The organism is Flavobacterium sp. LHD-80, assembly GCF_030929605.1.
Lineage (GTDB): Bacteria > Bacteroidota > Bacteroidia > Flavobacteriales > Flavobacteriaceae > Flavobacterium.
Map to the genome: position 1 here is coordinate 163,163 of NZ_JAVFVS010000005.1, position 19,744 is coordinate 182,906.

Genomic DNA, 19,744 nt, shown 5'->3' on the forward strand with positions numbered 1-19,744 from the left:
ACGAATTCAAATGGCTAAAAATAAAACCAACGAAACTGAAAGCAGTGTTACCGATTTTATCAATACTGCCGAGAATGAAGCAAAAAGAAATGACGCTTTTGAGCTTTTAAAAATCATGGAACAAACAAGTGGTTTTGAACCTAAAATGTGGGGACCAAGCATTATTGGTTTCGGAAGCTACCATTACAAATATGCGAGCGGACATGAAGGCGACGCACCTTTGGCTGGTTTTTCGCCAAGAACAGCAGCGATTTCCCTGTATCTTTATTTGCCCCCAGAAGAAAGAGAAGAACTTCTTTCAAAATTAGGAAAGCATAAAGCAGCAAAAGGCTGTATTTATGTCAAAAAACTAGCTGATATTGATATTGAAATTCTTAAAAAAATGATTTTGATTTCAATAAAAGAGTTGCAAAAACAATATCCTTCTAACTAAAAAATTATGAGCCTTACTATATTTATTCTTTTAGCAGCCGTCGCACTCTATTTTGCATATCATCCTAGATTCGGGAAAAGGCCTGCTGGCGATCGACTGGCTTTAATACAAAAATCACCTCAGTATAAAAACGGTAAATTCGAAAACGAAAGCTTCACACCTGAACTTGCGGAAGGTTACGGTTATTTTGATGTTTTAAAAGAATTTTTCTTCAAGAAAGTAGACCGTAAAATTCCAACTGATGTGATTCCCTCAGTAAAAACTAATTTACATGAAATTCCGTTAGATCAGGACATTCTGGTTTGGTTTGGACATTCGTCTTATTACATTCAGCTTGAAGGAAAGCGTTTTTTAATTGATCCTGTTTTTAGTGGTAACGCCTCACCTATCTACGGCACTACAAAAGCATTTAAAGGCACCGAAATTTATACTGCCAATGATATTCCCGAAATTGATTATTTACTGATGACACACGATCATTATGATCATTTAGATTATGCGACAATTATGGCTTTGAAGCCAAAAATTAAAAAGGTAATTACGGCACTTGGCGTTGGCTCTCATTTTGAATTTTGGAAATTCCCTTCGGAAATTATAATCGAAAAAGATTGGCACGAAAAAATAGAATTAGATCAAAATTTAACGCTTTATACCACTCCGTCAAGACATTTTTCGGGCAGAAGCATTAAACGTTGCAACACGCTTTGGACTTCTTTTGTTTTGGAAACCAAAGATTTTAAAATGTATTTGGGAGGAGACAGCGGTTACGATTCCCATTATGCCGCAATTGGACAAAAATTTGGCCCTTTTGATATTGTGCTGATTGACAATGGCCAATATAATCCAGCTTGGAAATACATTCATAATTTACCGGAAGATGTGATAAAAGCGATAAAAGATTTGAAAGCCAAAAGAGTCTTTCCTGTTCATTCGTCTAAATTTGCATTGGCACTTCATCCTTGGGACGAACCTTTGAAAAAAATAACCGAATTGAACGCGAATTCAGAAAATTCAATTCCGTTAATTACCCCTAAAATAGGCCAAATAGTAGAATTAAAAAATGAAAATCAGGAATTTGAACAGTGGTGGAAAGGGGTTAATTAATGATTAATTGTTAATTGTTAATTGCAAACTTGAAACTTGAAACTTGAAACAAAATCGCTGTCACCCTGAGCGAAGTCGAAGGACGCTCCAATTGGAACGTGGGCTTCTCCCGAAGTCTCGGGACGCTCAGCCTGACAAACATACGCAAAACTTGAAACCTGAAACTTGAAACAAAAAATGAACAATTATACCATTCGAAACGCAAATCCTTCAGAATTTGAAGAAATTGGAAAGCTTTTAATTAGCGTTTATTCAAAATTAGAAGGTTTTCCGAAAGAAGATGAACAGCCCAATTATTATAAAATGCTAGCCAATATTGGCGATTTTACAAAACACCCGGAAACTGAACTTTTAGTTGCCATTGATGAAAATAATTCAATTCTTGGTGCCGTTGTTTATTTTAACGATATGCAATTTTACGGTTCTGGCGGAATAGCAACACAAGAAAAAGATTCGGCTGGATTTCGTCTTTTGGGTGTAGATTCTCAAGCGCGTGGCAAAGGAATTGGCAAACTTTTGACTTTAGAATGCATTAAAAAAGCAACAGAAAATAACCGTAAACAAGTTATTATCCATTCTACTTTAGCGATGAAAACAGCTTGGGGAATGTATGAAAATATTGGTTTTAAAAGATCTGAGGATTTAGATTTTATGCAGGGAGAACTTCCTGTATTTGGATTTAGATACCAATTAATTTCGTGAAATACTTGAAATACTTCTTTTGTGACCCTGAGCGTCCCGAGACTTCGGGAGAAGGACGCTCCAATTGGAACGTGGGCTTCTCCCGAAGTCTCGGGACGCTCAGCCTGACAAAACGAGCAAAATTTGAAACATTAAACCTGAAACTAAAAAACTTGAAACAAAAAATAACCTTTATAGCAATTGCCTTTCTCGCAACTTTAAATATTTCTGCTCAAAATACTTATGTCTTTTTGGGCTCTTATAATCGTGATAAAAATGCTGAAGCCATTCAAGTTTATCAATTGGACACTGTAAATGGGAAATTAACCAAAACAGCATCGGCAAAAAACATTATTAATCCGTCTTATTTGAATGTTTCACCAAATGGAAAATATGTTTACGCTTGCACCGATACCAAAACGCCAAATGCAGGAAGCGTCAGCAGTTTTGAATTTAATCCCGAAAACAAAAGCCTGACTTTTTTAAACAGCCAAAGAAGCGGTGGAGAAAATCCGGTTTATGTTACGGTTCACAAAAGCGGAAAATGGATAGCGAATGCCAATTATACCGAAGGAAGTGTTTCTATTTTTCCGATTTTAGAAAACGGAAAAATCGACTCAATTGCGCAGAATTTCCAATATATGGACGGAAGTACGCACAAAGAAAGACAAACTCGATCGCACGTTCATTCGGCCATATTTTCGCCTCAATTTGATTATTTATTTTTACCCGATTTAGGTGCTGATAAAATACGTTGCTATGCATTCGACGAAAATCAGAAGAAACCTTTAATCGAAACTAAAACTCCATTCGCAAAAACAGATTTAGAAGCCGGACCAAGACATTTTACTTTCCATCCGAATCAAAAATTTGGGTATTGTATTGAAGAAATGGCGGGCCAAATAAGTGTTTATAAATACGATAATGGTGTTTTAAATAAAATCCAGCGCATTGCTACTCATCCAGATAAAATAAAAGACGGTTTTGAAAGTTCAGACATTCATATTTCACCTGACGGAAAATTTCTTTACGCGACCAATAGAGGAAAAGAAAACAATATTGCCATTTTTACAATTGATGAAAATGGGCTTTTAAAAAATATTGGATATCAATCTACTTTGGGAAAACATCCGCGTGTTTTTGCCATTGACGAAAGCGGAAAATTTTTAATTGCTTCGAATGTAAATACTGGAAATGTGGTCGTTTTTAAAAGAAATTCAAAAACTGGACTGCTTAAAAAAGTAGGAAAAGAAGTAAAAATGGAAAACGTATCATGTGTTCAAGTAAAACGGATTTGATTTTTATTGCCCACAGATTAAACTGATTTAAACTGATTAGCACAGTTTTTTTGTCATTCCGAGGAACGAGGAATCTCCGTAAGTAGCTCTACAAAGATTTGACTCTCGTTTCGGAGTTTTTTGTGGAGATTGCTCGTTCCTCGAAATGACAAACTTTGTCTTATTAACCACCAAAAAACAAAAAAATTATGTCAGCAAATAATTTCAATTTACAACCAGAAATCTTAGAAAACGAAATCTCAAAATTAATTCCGCTTCAAGAAAAACATTTTGAAGCCTTATTTGAAGCTGCTTCAGATCCTTTGATTTGGGAACAGAATCCTGTAAAAGACCGATATCAAAGAGAAGGTTTTAAAACTTTTTTTGATCTCATAATTACAAAAAGTCCGTTCTTAATTCTTGATAAACAAACCAATGAAATAATGGGAACAACCAGTTTTTACGATTACAATCCCGAAAAATCAAGCGTTGGAATTGGCTATACTTTTATTACCAGAAAATATTGGGGCGGTCCTTATAATAAGTCAAACAAAAAATTATTGATCGATTATGCTTTTCAGCATGTTGATTCGGTGCTTTTTCATGTTGGAGCAGAAAATTTCCGTTCTCAAAAAGCCGTTTTAAAACTCGGAGCAGAAAAAATCAATGATATCATGTTTAACATTAATGGAATTGATGTTCCGTATTTTGAATATGAATTGAAGAAAAAGTAAAAGCGAAATTAAAAATGAAAAGAATAACAGTTTTCTGCGGATCAAGCTTTGGTACCGAAGAAATTTATAAAGAACAAGCCACATTGCTTGGAAAAACTTTAGCAAAAGAAAACATAGAATTAGTTTATGGAGGTGCTAACGTAGGCTTGATGGGCGCTGTCGCAGATGGAGCACTAAACGAAAACGGAACCGTAATTGGTGTTCTTCCAAATTTCCTACGATCGAAAGAAATCGCGCATCTCGGCTTGACCGAATTAATTTTGGTTGAAAGCATGCACGAAAGAAAAACCAAAATGAATGATTTATGCGATGGCGTTATCGCTCTTCCAGGCGGTTTTGGCACTTTAGAAGAACTTTTCGAAATGCTGACTTGGGCACAATTAGGACTGCATAAAAAACCAATTGCAGTTTTAAACATCAATGGATTCTATGATTCGCTTGTTCAATTGACAGAAACAATGGTTGAAAAAGGCTTGTTGAAAGATGTAAATCAGAAAATGCTTTTAGTAAGTGATACTATTGAGGATTTATTGGAAAAAATGAAAAATTACGAACCTCCAACAGTTGGAAAATGGATTGACGAGGAAAAGTTATGAGTTATGAATTATGAGTTATGAATTTTATCTCATCCGTAAAAAGCATTATCTTTATATTTCATTCCCACTATAACTCATAACTCACAATTTATAACTTCAAAAAAATGAAAACAGAAAACAACAAATTTGCAAAAGCAGAAATGCTGATTAGAAAACCTGTTTCTGAAGTTTTTCAGGCTTTTGCAGATCCCGAAATCACGAGTAAATTCTGGTTTACGAAAGGTTCAGGAAAATTAGAAGAAAACCGGAAAACGGAATGGACTTGGGAAATGTATGGTTTTTCACTTTCGGTTACGACATTGGTTTTACAGGAAAATAAAAAGATTGTGATTGAATGGGGAAATCCTGATGAAGTCACTTTAGTCGAATGGATTTTTACACCATTGAACGAAAATGAGACTTTTGTGAGTATTACAAATTCAGGCTTAAAAGGTGATGCAGATAAAATAATCGATCAAGTTCGTAATTCGACAGAAGGTTTTACACTTGTTTTAGCTGGTGCAAAAGCCTATTTAGAACATCAATTACAGCTTAATTTAGTTTTAGACAGATTTCCAAAAGGATTGGCATAAATGCGTTTCACGTTTTTTTTGTTTCAAGTTTCACGTTTTGCTTGAAACTTGAAACAAAAAAGCATCAGCTGTCACCCTGAGCGAAGTCGAAGGGCATTTCAATTGGGACGTGGGCTTCGACTCCGCTCAGCCTGACAAATGTGAGCAAAACCTGAAAATTGAAATAACATGGATACTAAAAAACCCGAAAATATAGATGAATACATTGGGGCATTCCCGAATGATGTTCAGGAAATTTTGGAGAAAGTGAGAATGACGATCCAAAAAGCGGCGCCAGAGGCTAAAGAAAAAATCAGTTATTCGATGCCGGCTTTTGAGCAAAACGGAATTGTAGTTTATTTTGCTGCTTTTAAAAACCATCTTGGACTTTATGCTTTACCTAGTGGTCATGAAGAATTTAAAGATCAACTATCACAATATAAATCTGGAAAAGGTTCTGTTCAGTTTCCTTTAAAAGATAAAATGCCGTATGATTTAATCACTAAAATTGTAAAATTTAGAGTGAAAGAAAATCTTGAAAAAGCAAAAAAGAAATAAAATTAAATGAATTTAACCGAACACTACAGCCAACTTTATAAGACATCTTCTGAAGCAATTTCAGCAGGAAAATATGCAATTGATACAGAAATTAAAAACGAATCGGATTCTCGATTTGGAATAACGTTATTAATTCGTCCCAGCGATGAAATAAAAGCAAACATTCAGCTTTTCATCAATGAATTAAAAAAAGCCGAACCAGAGCAATATTATTATCCTGATTCTGATATTCACATTACAGTTATGTCGATTATTTCCTGTTCGGAGGAATTTCACTTAAATCAAATTGCGCCAAATGATTATATTCAGTTGATCTGCAAAAGCATGGTGGATATTGATAAAATTAGAATTCATTACAAAGGCATTACCGCCTCACCTTCTGCCCTTATGATTCAAGGTTTTCCAACAGATGACACTTTAGATAATTTCAGAAATAAACTTCGAGAGAATTTCAAAAACTCTAATTTACAGCAAAGTATCGACAGCCGATATACAATTTCAACAGCACATTCTACGGTGATGCGTTTTCAAGAACCGCTTCATGATCCCAAAAAATTAATCGAAATTGCAGATAAATTTCGTGATTATGATTTTGGAGAATTTGATGTAAAAAGTTTAGAATTGGTTTACAATGACTGGTATCAACGTAAAAGTACTACCCGAGTTTTGGGGAATTTTGGTTTGAGGTAAAAGTTCTTTTGCCACTAATTTCACGAATTTCCACTAATTTCAAGCGCTTAACAAAATTATAATTCGTGGAAATTAGTGAAATTCGTGGCAAAAAAAATCACTTTTTAAACGTTCCAAAATGCCATAAAACTCCAGATGGATCGAGAAGAAAACATTCACTTCCCCAATCTAAGTGGCGTGCTGGAGTTAATTTTACATCATATTTTTCGGTTAAGTTAAGTGCTAAAAGTTCATTATAATATCTTTCTGCGTCGTCAACTTCGAGGAAAATCATCGTGTTTTCAATCCATTCCTTTGCGTAATAATCCTGAAGATAAAATGCAATTTCTCCAGTTTTAAAAACCGAAAAATTGGATTCTAAAACAATTTCTTCAAATCCTAAATCACGATAAAAACTTCTAGATAATTCAAAGTCTTTGGCTCCAATGAAGGGACGAATTGATTTTATTTTATGATTCATTTTACTCTAGTTTTAAAAAGTTATTTTTCGAAACCTAATTGTTTTCGCAAATCTAAATTCAAACTATACTGTTCCTGAATAGGAATTATTTTTCTTGTACTTTTGTTAATATCGTTTCCTTCTACAGACCAAAGAAAGGGGTAAAAATTAAAAACTTCATCACCTTTTAATTTCGAAACCTCTGTTCGCCACCCATTCCATCTGTTTCCTTCGTAAAACTTATCTAAATCGTTATTAAAACAAAATCCTAAAAATTCAGAATAAGTGATATCAAGTGGTTCATATTCAAGATTATCAGGAGAAAAATAATACACTTTCCCAATATCAGTTCCTAGTCCGCCACCGTTCAAAATATAAAAACCGCCAATAGCATCATCAGCAATTAATAAAAAAGGTGGTTTTTCACCAAATTCATTAAATGATTTTCCCTTGTTCCAATCTGAAATTGTACGAGTAAATTTTGAATTTCCAGAACCCAAAATTCGAATCCATCCATCATCAATTAAAAGCCCACCTGTATTAAAAATAACCGCTCCCATTGACGAACGCGTTGTAACCTGAGTTTTATACAATACATCTTTTGCCTTTACTTGATCAACAGGCAAAATCTCAACCTTATTTTTTGCTGTTTTAATCCAATCTTGCACTAGAGGCCAGCCCGGATCTTTTGTTTCAATTAATTCTTCAACTTTTTTCATTTTGTTTTGTGCCGTAACTGCAAAACTTAAAAATGTTACTATAATAATTAAAGGAAATTTTAGTGTCATTTATTCTAATGTAACGAATTATTTAATCTAGCTTTTCTTCAAAATACTTCCCAAACCTCTACCAATCTGCTCAATGGCTTCCAAACTTTTGGTTAAAGGTGATGCCGTAAAATCTTCATATGCATCCATCGCACTTTCTTTTCGGTCATCTTGCGGATAAACCAAAATGATATTATTTTCACTGAACGATTTCTCAAATTTCTGTGGCAATCTTTCAAAAATAGATTGATACGAAACTGAACCTTTTCGAGATAAATTGAAGACAATTAAATCGGTCGGTTTTATTTCATCTGAAATGGATTCAAAATTATCCCATTCGATAACACTCTTAAAACCAAATTTTGCATTTAGTTTTAGACTATTCGCAATTCCCTGAATGGTTTGATGTGTTTTATAATCGGCGTAAAGTACAATCGGAATGCTTAATTCCTGCGATAATCTGCAGATTTTCTGTAGCAGAAGATGAAAACCAATTCCTCTTTCAGAAAACGGCGGACAGATAAAAACTAGCCTTTTTTCTTCTACGAAATTGGTTGGAAATCGGCAGATAAACAAGCTTTTATCGACATTATTGATAATCGAATCTACGTTTTCTCCAAAAATTTTATCTAGAAAACCAGTCTTTTTCGGCCAGCCAATTATCACAATATCCGACATGATTTCTTTAGAAGTTCTCGCTATTCCACTTGCCGGATTATGATCAATTCTAGCAATGGTATTTATTTTTACTTCGGAAGCTGAACCTTGAATAACGAATTTATCAACGGCTTTTCGATACTTCAAAATATTTTTTTCGGCCTGATCATTATTCGGAACAATCGTTAATAAAGTAACTGGATTGGGCGATTTTTTATCTTTAATCAAAAGTGCAAAATCCAACAAACTTGCTGTTGCAGAAGTTTTTGCCAGCGGAATTAAAATATGCTCGTCTAAAATTTGATCATGGTTTGCATCTTCATGTGAAATTTCTTCTTCGCAGATTGCAATTTTTTTAGCTGCTTTTTCGGTTGCAAAAGAAGCCACAATGCACGTTATAAGAATCAGAATAATAGTTCCGTTTAAGATATTTTCATCTAAAATTTTAGCTTTATAACCCACTAAAATTACCGCCAAAGTTGCTGCGGCGTGCGCACTACTTAATCCGAAGATAAGCTGTCTTTCGGTTCTAGTATATTTAAAAACAATTTGAGTAAAAAAAGCAGCAGTCCATTTTCCAAAAATGGCCACAATACTAAGCGTTGCTGCCACAATCAATGCTGTTGGTCCACTTAAAATTACACTTACGTCAACCAGCATTCCAACAGAAATCAAGAAAAACGGAATAAACAATGAATTCCCGATAAATTCAATTCGATTCATCAAAGCAGACGAATGCGGAATTAAAGGATTTAATGCTAAACCAGCAACGAAAGCACCTATAATAGGCTCTACTCCTGCTACTTCGGCCAAAAACGCAGCAAAGAAAACCACTGAAAGTACAAAAATATAATGGGCGTGTTTTTCACTTTCTAATTTCTTAAAAAACCACTTGGCAATTCTCGGAATTACTAAAAACATAATCGCCGAAAATATAGCTAATGAAACCGTCAATTTTATCCAAAAAGCCTGATTTAAACTTCCTTGACTGCTTCCCATAATAACGGCCAAAATAATCAAAACCGCAGTATCTGTCAAAATTGTTCCTCCAACTGTAATGGCAACTGCTTGATTTTTAGCAATTCCTAATTTGCTCACAATTGGATAAGCCACCAACGTATGCGTTGCAAACATACTTGCTGTTAAAAAACTGGCGTTAAATTCATAATGAAGCAAATAATAACAAACCGGAAAACCTATTGAAAGCGGGATAATAAAAGTAAAAAAACCAAATAATAAACTCTTGTTTCGGTTGGCTTTGAATTCATTCATATCGAGTTCAAGCCCAGCAATAAACATGATATACAAAAGCCCGATTGTTGAAAATAAAGTAACTGCCGAATTTTTTTCTAAAAGATGAAGACCATGAGGCCCAATAATAACTCCCGAAATTATCAATCCAATGATCCCCGGAATATTGATTTTTTTTAATAAAATTGGAGACAGCAGAATTATAAAGAGTATTAAAGAAAAAATCAATACTGGGTTTGTGAGCGGTAATTCGAATTCGTGTAAAAAATGCCTGAAAAATTCTATCATATTGTAATTTTATGCTTTGTGGTATTGTAATCGCAAAAAGACATTTTCAGAATTCAAAAAATTCTTTGAAGTAATTTTTAATTATACCAAACAATTTAAGCTGTTTTAGTGTTAGGCTCTTTACAAAAATACCGAAAAAACACTAACTTTCTACGTAAACTGCATATTAAGCAATTAAATTTATTTTGTTGCCAAATTATTAATATTTAATACCTTTTTTAACAAAAATGCAACATTAACAATCAAAAGCGAATCATCGTTGCATTATTCAATTATCTTTGTAGTAACAAAAATGAAACAATGGAAGAATGTATCTCTGTTTTTGATATGCTTAAAATTGGTGTTGGACCTTCATCCTCACATACTTTGGGTCCTTGGAGGGCTGCAGAACGCTTTTTAGAAGAGTTAAAAAGCGAATCTATTTTAGATCAAATCAAGCGTATAAAAGTCGATTTGTACGGCTCGCTTTCGCTAACCGGAAAAGGGCACGCTACAGATTTGGCCGTTATGCTGGGTTTGAGCGGACAAGATCCTGAATATATTCCGGTTGATGATATTGCCGGAATTATCAAAACTATTGAAGACAAAAATGAAATTATTTTGGCGAATCAATACACGATTCCATTTTATTTTCTTCAAGATATTGTTTTCAATAGAGACTTTCTACCCTTTCATGCCAACGGTTTGAAATTTACAGCGTATAAAAATGATGATTCTGAATATGAATCGACTTTTTATTCGATTGGCGGTGGTTTTGTTGTTAAAGAAGAACGCGAAAATGCCAAAATAAAAGAAGTTATAAAATGTGCTTTTCCGTTCCCTATTCAAAATGCTGTTGAGCTTTTGAATTATACGATTTCTGAAAACAAATCGATTTCTGAAATTGTTTATGAAAATGAAAAATCAATGCGCTCTGAAGATGAAATTCATTCCGAATTAATGCGCATTTGGAATACGATGCTCGAGTGTATGTACATTGGTTGTCACTCTGAAGGAATTCTTCCTGGCGGACTTCATGTTCGAAGAAGAGCTTTTGATATGCATCAAAATTTGATTGGTTTATCAAATTACACTGATCCGCAATCTTGGTTGGAAGAAATCAGAAAAACTGAAGTTAAATTCCGCCAAATTTTAAAATGGGTAAGCTGTTTTGCATTGGCAGTAAATGAAGTAAATGCATCTTTAGGAAGAGTTGTTACAGCGCCAACTAACGGAAGTGCGGGTGTAATTCCGGCCGTTTTGATGTATTATATGGTAATTGAAAACCACAATGCTGGCGAAAAAGAAATCAAACAATTTTTGATGGTTGCCGGAGAAATTGGAAGTATCTTTAAAAAAGGATCTACAATCTCCGCTGCAATGGGAGGCTGTCAGGCAGAAATTGGAGTTTCATCATCAATGGCGGCTGCGGCACTTTGTGAATTGATGGGCGGTACTCCAGCTCAAGTTTTAATGGCTGCTGAAATTGCAATGGAACATCATTTAGGTTTAACCTGCGATCCTATTGGCGGACTGGTTCAGATTCCGTGTATCGAAAGAAATACAATGGGCGCCATAAAAGCTATAAATGCAGCAGAATTAGCCCTTGAAACCGATTCTAAAAACGCGAAAGTGCCTTTAGACAAAGTAATCAACACGATGTGGCAAACAGCTAAAGACATGAATTCTAAATACAAAGAAACCTCAGAAGGCGGATTGGCAATTGCGGTAAATATGGCCGATTGTTAGAATTTATTACTTAATTTTGCAAACTTAAAATCACGTTTTAAAAACATGTATTGTTTTTAAAATCATTATAAAAAACTAAAACTACTACAGAATGTCAGTTGCTAAAAAAGATTATAAAAGAATCACTACCAAATCGTTAATTGAAATGAAAAGCAATGGAGAAAAAATCTCTATGCTTACCGCGTACGATTATACAATGGCCAAAATTGTTGATACCGCAGGTGTTGATGTGATTTTAGTGGGCGATTCTGCATCAAATGTAATGGCGGGTCATGAAACAACTTTGCCAATTACTTTAGATCAAATGATTTATCATGCTTCATCTGTAGTACGTGCTGTTGATAGAGCTTTAGTTGTAGTTGATTTGCCTTTTGGAAGTTATCAATCAGATCCAAAAGAGGCTTTACGTTCTTCTATCAGAATCATGAAAGAAAGTGGCGGACATGCTGTAAAATTAGAAGGCGGAAAAGAAATTAAAGAATCAATCAAAAAAATATTAAACGCAGGAATTCCAGTTATGGGGCATTTGGGTTTAACGCCTCAGTCTATTTATAAATTTGGAACTTATACCGTTAGAGCAAAAGAAGAACAAGAGGCAGAAAAACTAATTGAAGATGCTAAAATCCTTGAAAAACTTGGGTGTTTTGCTGTAGTTCTAGAAAAAATTCCTGCTGATCTTGCTAAAAAAGTAGCCGATAGTATTTCAATTCCTGTTATCGGTATTGGCGCCGGAGGTGGTGTTGACGGGCAAGTTTTAGTAATTCATGATATGCTTGGAATGAACAATGAATTTAGTCCCCGTTTCTTGCGCCGTTATTTGAATTTATACGAATTAATGACAAAAGCAATCGGACAATATGCTGCTGATGTGAAATCTAGTGATTTTCCTAACGAGAAAGAGCAATATTAATTTTAAGGTTCTGAGTTGCTATCCCGATAGCTATCGGGACTAACGTACTAAGTTTTTTTTTAGCCACAAAGGCTCAAAGGAACAAAGATTCAAAGTTTTTTTTTATAAAAGCTCAAAATTCAATAGCCTCCAGCTTTAGCTGGAGGTTCATTTTTAAGCCAACTGGCAGGCTTTAGCCAAATTTTTCTCCAACTAAATTTCACTTCAAAATGAAAATTCTTTCCGATAAAAACAATCTCCAAATTCTTCATGAAGACAATCACATTATTGTGGTTAATAAGCGTGTAGGCGATATTGTACAGGGAGATAAAACGGGCGACAAACCTTTGTCTGATGTTGTGAAAGAATATATTAAAGCTAAATACAATAAACCTGGTGACGTTTTTCTCGGTGTGATTCATCGTTTGGATCGTCCTACAACAGGAATTGTGGTTTTTGCTAGAACAAGTAAAGCTTTGTCTCGAATGAATGAATTGTTCAGCAATCGCGAAACCAAAAAAACATATTGGGCGGTTGTAAAAAACAAACCTTCGGAAGCTTCAGCAAAACTGGTTCATTATTTAAAAAGAAACGAAAAAAACAATACCTCAAAAGCCCATTTAAAAGAAGTTCCAGACAGTAAACTAGCAAGTCTGGACTACAAAATAATTAAAGAGCTTCAAAATTATACTGCTTTAGAAATTAATCTTCATACAGGACGTCATCATCAAATTAGAGCACAATTGTCGGCAATTGGTTCTCCAATAAAAGGCGATTTAAAATATGGCGCTGATCGAAGCAATCCTGACGGAGGCATTCATCTTCATGCCAGAAAACTAGTTTTTGTTCACCCTGTTTCTAAAGAAAACATCACAATTACAGCACCAACTCCAGACGAAACGATTTGGAATGCTGTATGATTTTTTATGATATAATTGTTAATTTTTTAATTATTATCGATTAACTTGCATAGTCTTAGAAACAAGCTAATCATAAAATGGACTACAAAAACGACATCGGATACAGAAAAGAAACGCTTAAAAAACTGTTGTATAACATTCAAAAAAGCGAAGATTTAATTGTAAAAGCGTTGTATGATGATTTTAAAAAACCTGAATTTGAAGCTGTTTTAACCGAAACAAATTATGTCATTTCGGATTTAAAAGATACCATCAAAAACATTAATTCTTGGGCAAAACCTAAAAACATATTCCCGTCACTTCTTAATTTTCCTTCCACTGATTATATTTACAAAGAACCTTACGGAAAAGTTTTAGTAATTGCACCGTGGAATTATCCTTTTCAATTAGCACTTTGTCCATTAATTGCAGCCGTTGCAGCTGGAAACAGAGTTGTTTTAAAACCGTCAGAACTTACTCCGCATACTTCAGCTATTATTGCTAAAATCATTTCTAAAACGTTTCATGTCAAACATGTAGAAGTTTTTGAAGGAGGTGTCGAAGTTTCAAATAAATTATTAGCAAAACGCTGGGATTATATCTTTTTTACAGGAAGCGTTGCTGTAGGAAAAGTTGTTGCAAAAGCAGCTGCCGAAAATCTGACCCCAGTAACTTTGGAATTAGGTGGCAAAAATCCGTGTATTATTGATGAAACTGCCAATTTAAAATTGGCAGCCAAGCGAATTGTCTGGGGAAAATTCATGAATGCAGGCCAGACTTGCATTGCGCCAGATTATATTTTGGTTCAAAAAAACATGAAAGTTAATTTCATCTCATTTCTGATTGAAGAAATCTTGAAAGCTTACGGCAAAAAAATAGACAAATCGCCAGATTTTGCGCGTATCATCAATACTAAAAACTGGCTTCGTCTGGACAGCATGATTGAGCGGGAAAAAGTGATTTTTGGTGGAGAAACAGATGCTGCCAAATTATACATTTCACCCACTTTGATTGAAGAACCAGCATTAGACAGTCCGGTGATGAAAGAAGAGATTTTTGGACCTATTTTACCTATTCTTTCTTATGAAAATGAAGCCGACATTGAAAATATAATCAGCAAATACGAAAAACCATTGGCGTTTTATGTATTTAGCGAGAATACTACTTTTGCAAAAAAACTAATTACGAATTACTCTTTTGGTGGCGGATGCATCAATGATACAGTAATACATTTCTCAAATAAAAGACTCCCATTTGGAGGCGTAGGTCACAGCGGTATTGGCGCTTATCACGGCCAATTGAGCTTTGATATTTTCTCACATCATAAAGCTGTTGTCAAAAAAGGAAACTGGCTGGATTTACCAATGCGATATGCTCCGTACAAAGATAAATTAACTTCACTTAAACGATTATTAGACTGGCTTTAAACCCATAAAAAATGTCTTTGTTAATTTTATAGATTATCATATGTAATTGATTAAAAATACTATATTTACGTTTCAATAACCAGCGTAAATTCTAAAAGTATAAACAATTCCATAATAAAATGAAATCTACTCTTGCTCAAATCGAAAACATTAAAAAAAATGGTTATTCATTTGATTTTTCTACAGTTTTTGACCATGCTTTCGAAAATTATAAAAAAATTGCACTTTACTCCGCGTTGATCATCTTTTTGTTCGCAGTTATTTTCGCAGTTGGCGCAGTGATCATTTTTGGTTCTATCTATGGACTTGAAAATGTTCCTAAAATGCTAGAGGAAAGCATGAAACCTAAAAAAATAACTTTAGAAGATGCCGTAATATCAACCATTGTTTTTTCTTTTATAACGGCTTTATTCGCTCCTTTTGGTGCAGGTTTTTTCAAAATGGCCGATTCTGCTGACAAAGACAAAGAATTTAAAGTTGCTACAATATTTCATTACTACAAAGCTCCTTATTTTGCGCAGTTGTTTACTGCCACTCTAATCATCAGCTTTATCAATAATATAATTGCAAACACTCTTGAAAGTACAGGCTATGTATTTATAGGAGCTGGAATTTCAATTTTCATTAACTATTTCATGTTTTTTACAGTTCCCCTAATCGTATTTGGAGACCTAAAAGCTCTTGATGCTATTAAGGGAAGCATCACATTAGTTACAAAAAACCCACTATTAATTTTCGGTTTATTCATTCTCGGGATGATCGGTTCTATAGTTGGAGTAGTTGCTTGTGGAGTAGGATTATTTTTTACGGTAGTATTTAATACATCGCTGATTTATGCAACTTATTATGCAATTTTTACAATGGAACAAGAAGAAGATTCAATTGACTCTATTGGTCAATCGGATTTAGAATAAAATTGAATTTCTAATTAAAAAGAAAGAGCCTGACCTACTCTTTTGGAAGTTCACAAAATGCTATTAACTAAAGTATATCCCCAAATTCTATGGCAGAAAACTACAGTTTTTATAGTGCATTGATTTCAGGAATTGCCTGCATGGGCAATAGCCTGAAATCAACTATAACAAATTGGTTTGTTTTTAGCTCAGATGTCATTTTTTACAATAATCCTAAACTCATCATTTTAGGACTTTCTTTATTTGGCTTTTTAGGTGTTTTAGTCTATCAATTTTTCAGAATAAAAACCAAAATAGGTTATTTTATTCTGAAGAAAAAAGAAACTGAAACCAGTAGTAAAGAATATCAGCTTTACATACTATTTTTTGGTATCGCAGTCATCGTTATTGAAATTATCAACGAAATTTTTAAAATTCGGCCAACGAGTCTTCTTATTACAAACACCATTATTGGTTCGGGTGTTTTGCTTACCTATGTGCTCACCGATAAAATCAAATACCTGAACGATCGGATTCAGAATATTTTTATTGTTTCTTTCTTTTTTTACATGTCCTATGTGGCACGCAATATCATTTATCTGCCAAATGATGTTTTGCCAATTATCACTTTTCTAATTTCCTTTTTCTTTTCATATAGCATCTTAAAGCCTATAAAAGTATATTGGTTATTCGTTGCATTGGCCTTTTCATTTTTAACCGCTACCGTTGTTTTTCATCTAATTCCGATAAAATCATCGATCCTTTTAATTGATTTTACTATTTTAATTTTCATTATAAATCAAGTAAAATATGCCGTACGGCAAAACAATAAGGACAATTACAGGTTTACAAATGAAATTGTGCATAAAGGAAATTCGCTTACTATTGCAACAAATGAAAATGGAGAATTACTGTTTTGCAGCGAAACCATTACTTCAATTTTGGGTTATCATCCAGATGATGTTATGGCGCTGGAATTTTGGAAACTTACCGAAGATTCTGAATTCAGCAGAGACAATTATTACAAAAACTACATTGACAACAAATTATATATCCGAAAATTAAAAAGCAAAAACGGGGAATACAAATACATTCAATGGAAAGATAAAAAATTCTCCGAAGAATTAATTATCAGCATAGGTCAAGATGTTACTGAGCAAATAATAGTTCAGGATCAATATAAAAACTTGATCCAGACGGCGACCGATATTATCTTCGAAATCAGTATTGAAGGTCATTTTACTTTTATAAACGAATTTGGGTTTTCTATTTTAGGTTATAACGAAAATGAAGTCCTTTTACAGCATTATTCAAATTTTATCCATGAAGATCACATTGGCAATGCTGTAGATTTTTATGAAAATTTAGAACAAAATGAACTCAATTATCCAACAATCGAAATTCCGATTTTAAAGAAAAATGGCGAAGAATTGTGGATTTCCCAAAAAGTAATCGTTCGTAAAAATGATTTAGGAATAACCACTGGTTTTGCCGGAATTGCGAGAGATATAACCGAGTTGAAAAATATCGAAAACGAGAAAAAAAGGCGTTTAGAAAAAATTGAAGCTTACAACAATTCTACTAAAAAGCTTTCGACAACAAATTTCACCGATTACGACAATATGCAAACCGTAATCGACTATATTATTAAAGAAGGTGCGATTGTATCTAAAGCCAATAGAGTAAGTTTCTGGAAGTTTTCTAATGATGTAATCACGTGCAAAAATCTTTTCAGTCGCGATAATCAGACTTTAAGCGATAAAAATATTCTTGACAAAGAGTCTTATCCTATTTACTTTGAAACATTAAAAAACAAAGCTATCATAAATGCTCCTGATGTTTTTGACAAATTAGAAACATCTGAATTTCAAGAAGCTTATTTCAGAAAAAATAAAATCAAGTCGATGCTGGATGTTCCAATTTTCTTAAATGGACAACTGGCGGGTGTAGCCTGTTTTGAAAATACCGGCGAAAAAAGAGAATGGGATAATGAAGATATCAATTATGCCAGAACAATCGCTGATGTTATTTCGCTGGCCATTTCGTCGCAAATGAGACTTAAAGCCGAGAAAAAACTGGAACTGAAAAGTGATTTGCTTTCAGCAATGGCACTTTGTACAGAGAAATTTTTGCTAAGCAAAGGTCCGCAAAAAATGTTTCAGGAAACGTACAACATTATTGGAAAAGCCTCAAAAGCCGATCATATTTTTTATTATGAAAAAGATTTTGAAACCAATACCATCAGTCAGCAATACAAATGGTCAAGAGACGGTGTCGTGCATCAAATAACTGAACTTCAAAAATTTACTGAAGAAAATTTAAAAGAAATCATTTTTCACTCCGAAAGCAAAAGAGCCTTAAGCACACTGACAAAGAATCTCGAAGAAACGTTTTTTAAAAATTTATTAGTTACAAACGACATTAAATCAATTTTGATTCTGCCGTTATTTTCAAACAATGTTTTTTCTGGCTTTATCGGATTTGATGATTGTACCAAAGAAAGAAAATGGACCGAAGATGAAATTTATATTTACCAAACTCTAGCCAATAACATATCATCGGCATTAGACCGCCATCGAAACCAAGCTAAAATCAAAGAAAGTGAAGATGCGATTAAAGCCAAAGAACTTGCAGAAGCGGCAAATAAGTCAAAATCTGATTTCTTGGCTAATATGTCGCACGAAATTCGAACTCCATTAAATGGAATCATCGGATTTACACATTTATTGATGAAAACAAATCTTGAAGAAATTCAGGAAAAATACATGACGACCATTAATCAGTCGGCACATTCGCTACTTGAAATCATAAATGATATTCTTGATTTCTCGAAAATTGAAGCTGGAAAACTGGAATTATATATTGATTTATATGATCTTCAAAAAATCCTCGGCCAGATTTTCGATTTAATTATTTACGAATCAAATCAAAAAAATCTGCTTCTTGAACTGAATGTTGACCCGAATGTTCCAAAATATATTTGGACAGATATTGTACGTTTAAAACAAATTTTAATCAATCTTTTATCCAATGCCATCAAGTTCACTAACGAAGGCTCTATCAAATTAAATGTTTCAGTAATCGACAAAAAATATGATGATCAATATGTGATTCGTTTTTCCGTTATTGACACCGGAATTGGAATATTAGAAAAAAATCAGAAGAAGATTTTTAAAGCTTTTTCTCAGGAAGACAGCTCAACAACGAGAAAATTTGGAGGAACTGGTTTAGGACTCACCATTTCAAATCAATTACTAGCTTTAATGGAAAGCCGTCTGCAGCTTAAAAGCAAAATTGATCAAGGAAGCACCTTTTATTTTGATCTAAATCTTAAAACAAGCCAAAATACAATCAATGAAAAGCTAAAAGCGCTTTCAAACGGAACAGAACCTGATTATTCGTTGAGCTACAATTCGAATTTGAAAAATGTAAATATTCTGATTGTAGAAGACAATAAAGTGAATATGTTGCTTTTAAAAACGATCTTAAAAAATCTAAACATGAATTCGATTATTTTTGAATGTGAAAACGGTTACGAAGCTGTAAAACAGATCGAAAATATAAACCCGGATCTTGTGTTTATGGACATACAAATGCCAATTATGAATGGTTATGAAGCCACAAAAGCAATCAGAACCACTGAAATTGGAAAAACCATTCCTATTATCGCCGTGACTGCCGGCGCTGAAAAAGAAGAAAAAAACAAATGCATTGCTGCCGGAATGAACGATTATATTTCAAAACCTATCATTAGAGGCACTGTAGAAGAAGCATTGCGAAAATGGCTAAAATAGTTAAAAACAAAATGGCTTTCGTTGCTTTAAAATTGCCAAAAAATATATAAATTCGTATTAATAAAAACATAATAAGTTTAAATCGAGT

At 33.7% G+C, this 19,744-nt stretch carries 18 protein-coding genes; 15 read left to right on the forward strand and 3 right to left on the reverse strand.

Annotation, left to right across the window (positions count from 1 at the left end; all coding sequences use genetic code 11):
• Positions 1-10 precede the first annotated feature (10 nt).
• From RB619_RS08750 to RB619_RS08790, 9 genes are all read left to right on the forward strand, one after another.
• Positions 11-433, forward strand: a complete 423-nt coding sequence (locus RB619_RS08750) for a DUF1801 domain-containing protein (RefSeq protein WP_308096464.1) — start codon at positions 11-13, stop codon at positions 431-433.
• A gap of 6 nt (positions 434-439) precedes the next feature.
• A complete protein-coding gene (locus RB619_RS08755) occupies positions 440-1,537 on the forward strand; it encodes an MBL fold metallo-hydrolase (RefSeq protein WP_308096466.1) in 1,098 nt (365 codons plus the stop codon).
• A 177-nt stretch (positions 1,538-1,714) separates the two neighbouring features.
• Complete coding sequence (locus tag RB619_RS08760; protein WP_308096469.1) at positions 1,715-2,239, forward strand: GNAT family N-acetyltransferase; 525 nt, start codon at positions 1,715-1,717, stop codon at positions 2,237-2,239.
• Between the two features lie 152 nt (positions 2,240-2,391).
• Complete coding sequence (locus RB619_RS08765; RefSeq protein ID WP_308096471.1) at positions 2,392-3,516, forward strand: lactonase family protein; 1,125 nt, start codon at positions 2,392-2,394, stop codon at positions 3,514-3,516.
• Positions 3,517-3,704: 188 nt separating this feature from the next.
• Positions 3,705-4,229 (forward strand): GNAT family N-acetyltransferase, encoded by a 525-nt coding sequence (locus RB619_RS08770; RefSeq protein ID WP_308096473.1) that lies wholly within the window; start codon positions 3,705-3,707, stop codon positions 4,227-4,229.
• 14 nt (positions 4,230-4,243) lie between these two features.
• Positions 4,244-4,825, forward strand: coding sequence for a TIGR00730 family Rossman fold protein (locus RB619_RS08775; protein WP_308096476.1), 582 nt, complete (start codon positions 4,244-4,246; stop codon positions 4,823-4,825).
• 104 nt (positions 4,826-4,929) lie between these two features.
• Positions 4,930-5,397 carry an SRPBCC family protein gene (locus RB619_RS08780; RefSeq protein ID WP_308096478.1) on the forward strand — a complete coding sequence of 156 codons (468 nt, stop codon included), beginning with the start codon at positions 4,930-4,932 and terminating at the stop codon, positions 5,395-5,397.
• Positions 5,398-5,565: 168 nt separating this feature from the next.
• Positions 5,566-5,934: a DUF1801 domain-containing protein gene (locus RB619_RS08785; protein ID WP_308096481.1), complete on the forward strand. Its 369-nt coding sequence runs from the start codon at positions 5,566-5,568 to the stop codon at positions 5,932-5,934.
• Between the two features lie 6 nt (positions 5,935-5,940).
• Positions 5,941-6,624, forward strand: coding sequence for a mutarotase (locus tag RB619_RS08790; protein WP_308096482.1), 684 nt, complete (start codon positions 5,941-5,943; stop codon positions 6,622-6,624).
• 97 nt (positions 6,625-6,721) lie between these two features.
• On the opposite strand, the gene RB619_RS08795 is transcribed toward RB619_RS08790, so the two are convergent.
• From RB619_RS08795 to RB619_RS08805, 3 genes are read right to left on the reverse strand one after another with little or no spacing between them, the layout of a single operon-like run.
• Positions 6,722-7,084 (reverse strand): VOC family protein, encoded by a 363-nt coding sequence (locus tag RB619_RS08795; protein ID WP_308096484.1) that lies wholly within the window; start codon positions 7,082-7,084, stop codon positions 6,722-6,724.
• 20 nt (positions 7,085-7,104) lie between these two features.
• Positions 7,105-7,851: a DUF2625 domain-containing protein gene (locus RB619_RS08800; protein ID WP_308096486.1), complete on the reverse strand. Its 747-nt coding sequence runs from the start codon at positions 7,849-7,851 to the stop codon at positions 7,105-7,107.
• Between the two features lie 27 nt (positions 7,852-7,878).
• Positions 7,879-10,026: a cation:proton antiporter gene (locus tag RB619_RS08805; RefSeq protein WP_308096488.1), complete on the reverse strand. Its 2,148-nt coding sequence runs from the start codon at positions 10,024-10,026 to the stop codon at positions 7,879-7,881.
• A gap of 300 nt (positions 10,027-10,326) precedes the next feature.
• On the opposite strand from RB619_RS08805, the gene RB619_RS08810 reads away from it, so the two are divergent.
• The 6 genes from RB619_RS08810 to RB619_RS08835 all read left to right on the forward strand — a co-directional run bounded on the left by RB619_RS08810 (position 10,327) and on the right by RB619_RS08835 (position 19,656).
• On the forward strand, positions 10,327-11,754 hold the full coding sequence (locus RB619_RS08810; RefSeq protein ID WP_308096490.1) for an L-serine ammonia-lyase: 1,428 nt from the start codon (positions 10,327-10,329) through the stop codon (positions 11,752-11,754).
• A gap of 91 nt (positions 11,755-11,845) precedes the next feature.
• On the forward strand, positions 11,846-12,664 hold the full coding sequence (gene panB / locus RB619_RS08815) for a 3-methyl-2-oxobutanoate hydroxymethyltransferase (RefSeq protein WP_308096492.1): 819 nt from the start codon (positions 11,846-11,848) through the stop codon (positions 12,662-12,664).
• 209 nt (positions 12,665-12,873) lie between these two features.
• Positions 12,874-13,563 carry an RNA pseudouridine synthase gene (locus RB619_RS08820; RefSeq protein WP_308096495.1) on the forward strand — a complete coding sequence of 230 codons (690 nt, stop codon included), beginning with the start codon at positions 12,874-12,876 and terminating at the stop codon, positions 13,561-13,563.
• Positions 13,564-13,640: 77 nt separating this feature from the next.
• Positions 13,641-14,969: an aldehyde dehydrogenase gene (locus RB619_RS08825; RefSeq protein WP_308096498.1), complete on the forward strand. Its 1,329-nt coding sequence runs from the start codon at positions 13,641-13,643 to the stop codon at positions 14,967-14,969.
• Positions 14,970-15,088: 119 nt separating this feature from the next.
• A complete protein-coding gene (locus tag RB619_RS08830; RefSeq protein WP_308096500.1) occupies positions 15,089-15,883 on the forward strand; it encodes a hypothetical protein in 795 nt (264 codons plus the stop codon).
• A gap of 89 nt (positions 15,884-15,972) precedes the next feature.
• Entirely contained in the window at positions 15,973-19,656 is a 3,684-nt protein-coding gene (locus RB619_RS08835; protein WP_308096502.1) for a response regulator, read from the forward strand.
• Positions 19,657-19,744 lie beyond the last annotated feature (88 nt).

Excerpts from the sequence above, each read along its gene's own strand:
- RB619_RS08800 (WP_308096486.1), bottom strand. The coding sequence starts at position 7,851 with ATGACACTAAAATTTCCTTTAATTATTATAGTAACATTTTTAAGTTTT.
- RB619_RS08825 (WP_308096498.1), top strand. The coding sequence starts at position 13,641 with ATGGACTACAAAAACGACATCGGATACAGAAAAGAAACGCTTAAAAAA.
- RB619_RS08760 (WP_308096469.1), top strand. The coding sequence starts at position 1,715 with ATGAACAATTATACCATTCGAAACGCAAATCCTTCAGAATTTGAAGAA.
- RB619_RS08780 (WP_308096478.1), top strand. The coding sequence starts at position 4,930 with ATGAAAACAGAAAACAACAAATTTGCAAAAGCAGAAATGCTGATTAGA.
- RB619_RS08830 (WP_308096500.1), top strand. The coding sequence starts at position 15,089 with ATGAAATCTACTCTTGCTCAAATCGAAAACATTAAAAAAAATGGTTAT.
- RB619_RS08755 (WP_308096466.1), top strand. The coding sequence starts at position 440 with ATGAGCCTTACTATATTTATTCTTTTAGCAGCCGTCGCACTCTATTTT.
- RB619_RS08785 (WP_308096481.1), top strand. The coding sequence starts at position 5,566 with ATGGATACTAAAAAACCCGAAAATATAGATGAATACATTGGGGCATTC.
- RB619_RS08750 (WP_308096464.1), top strand. The coding sequence starts at position 11 with ATGGCTAAAAATAAAACCAACGAAACTGAAAGCAGTGTTACCGATTTT.
- RB619_RS08795 (WP_308096484.1), bottom strand. The coding sequence starts at position 7,084 with ATGAATCATAAAATAAAATCAATTCGTCCCTTCATTGGAGCCAAAGAC.
- RB619_RS08835 (WP_308096502.1), top strand. The coding sequence starts at position 15,973 with ATGGCAGAAAACTACAGTTTTTATAGTGCATTGATTTCAGGAATTGCC.
- RB619_RS08820 (WP_308096495.1), top strand. The coding sequence starts at position 12,874 with ATGAAAATTCTTTCCGATAAAAACAATCTCCAAATTCTTCATGAAGAC.
- RB619_RS08810 (WP_308096490.1), top strand. The coding sequence starts at position 10,327 with ATGGAAGAATGTATCTCTGTTTTTGATATGCTTAAAATTGGTGTTGGA.
- RB619_RS08805 (WP_308096488.1), bottom strand. The coding sequence starts at position 10,026 with ATGATAGAATTTTTCAGGCATTTTTTACACGAATTCGAATTACCGCTC.
- RB619_RS08770 (WP_308096473.1), top strand. The coding sequence starts at position 3,705 with ATGTCAGCAAATAATTTCAATTTACAACCAGAAATCTTAGAAAACGAA.
- panB (WP_308096492.1), top strand. The coding sequence starts at position 11,846 with ATGTCAGTTGCTAAAAAAGATTATAAAAGAATCACTACCAAATCGTTA.
- RB619_RS08775 (WP_308096476.1), top strand. The coding sequence starts at position 4,244 with ATGAAAAGAATAACAGTTTTCTGCGGATCAAGCTTTGGTACCGAAGAA.
- RB619_RS08790 (WP_308096482.1), top strand. The coding sequence starts at position 5,941 with ATGAATTTAACCGAACACTACAGCCAACTTTATAAGACATCTTCTGAA.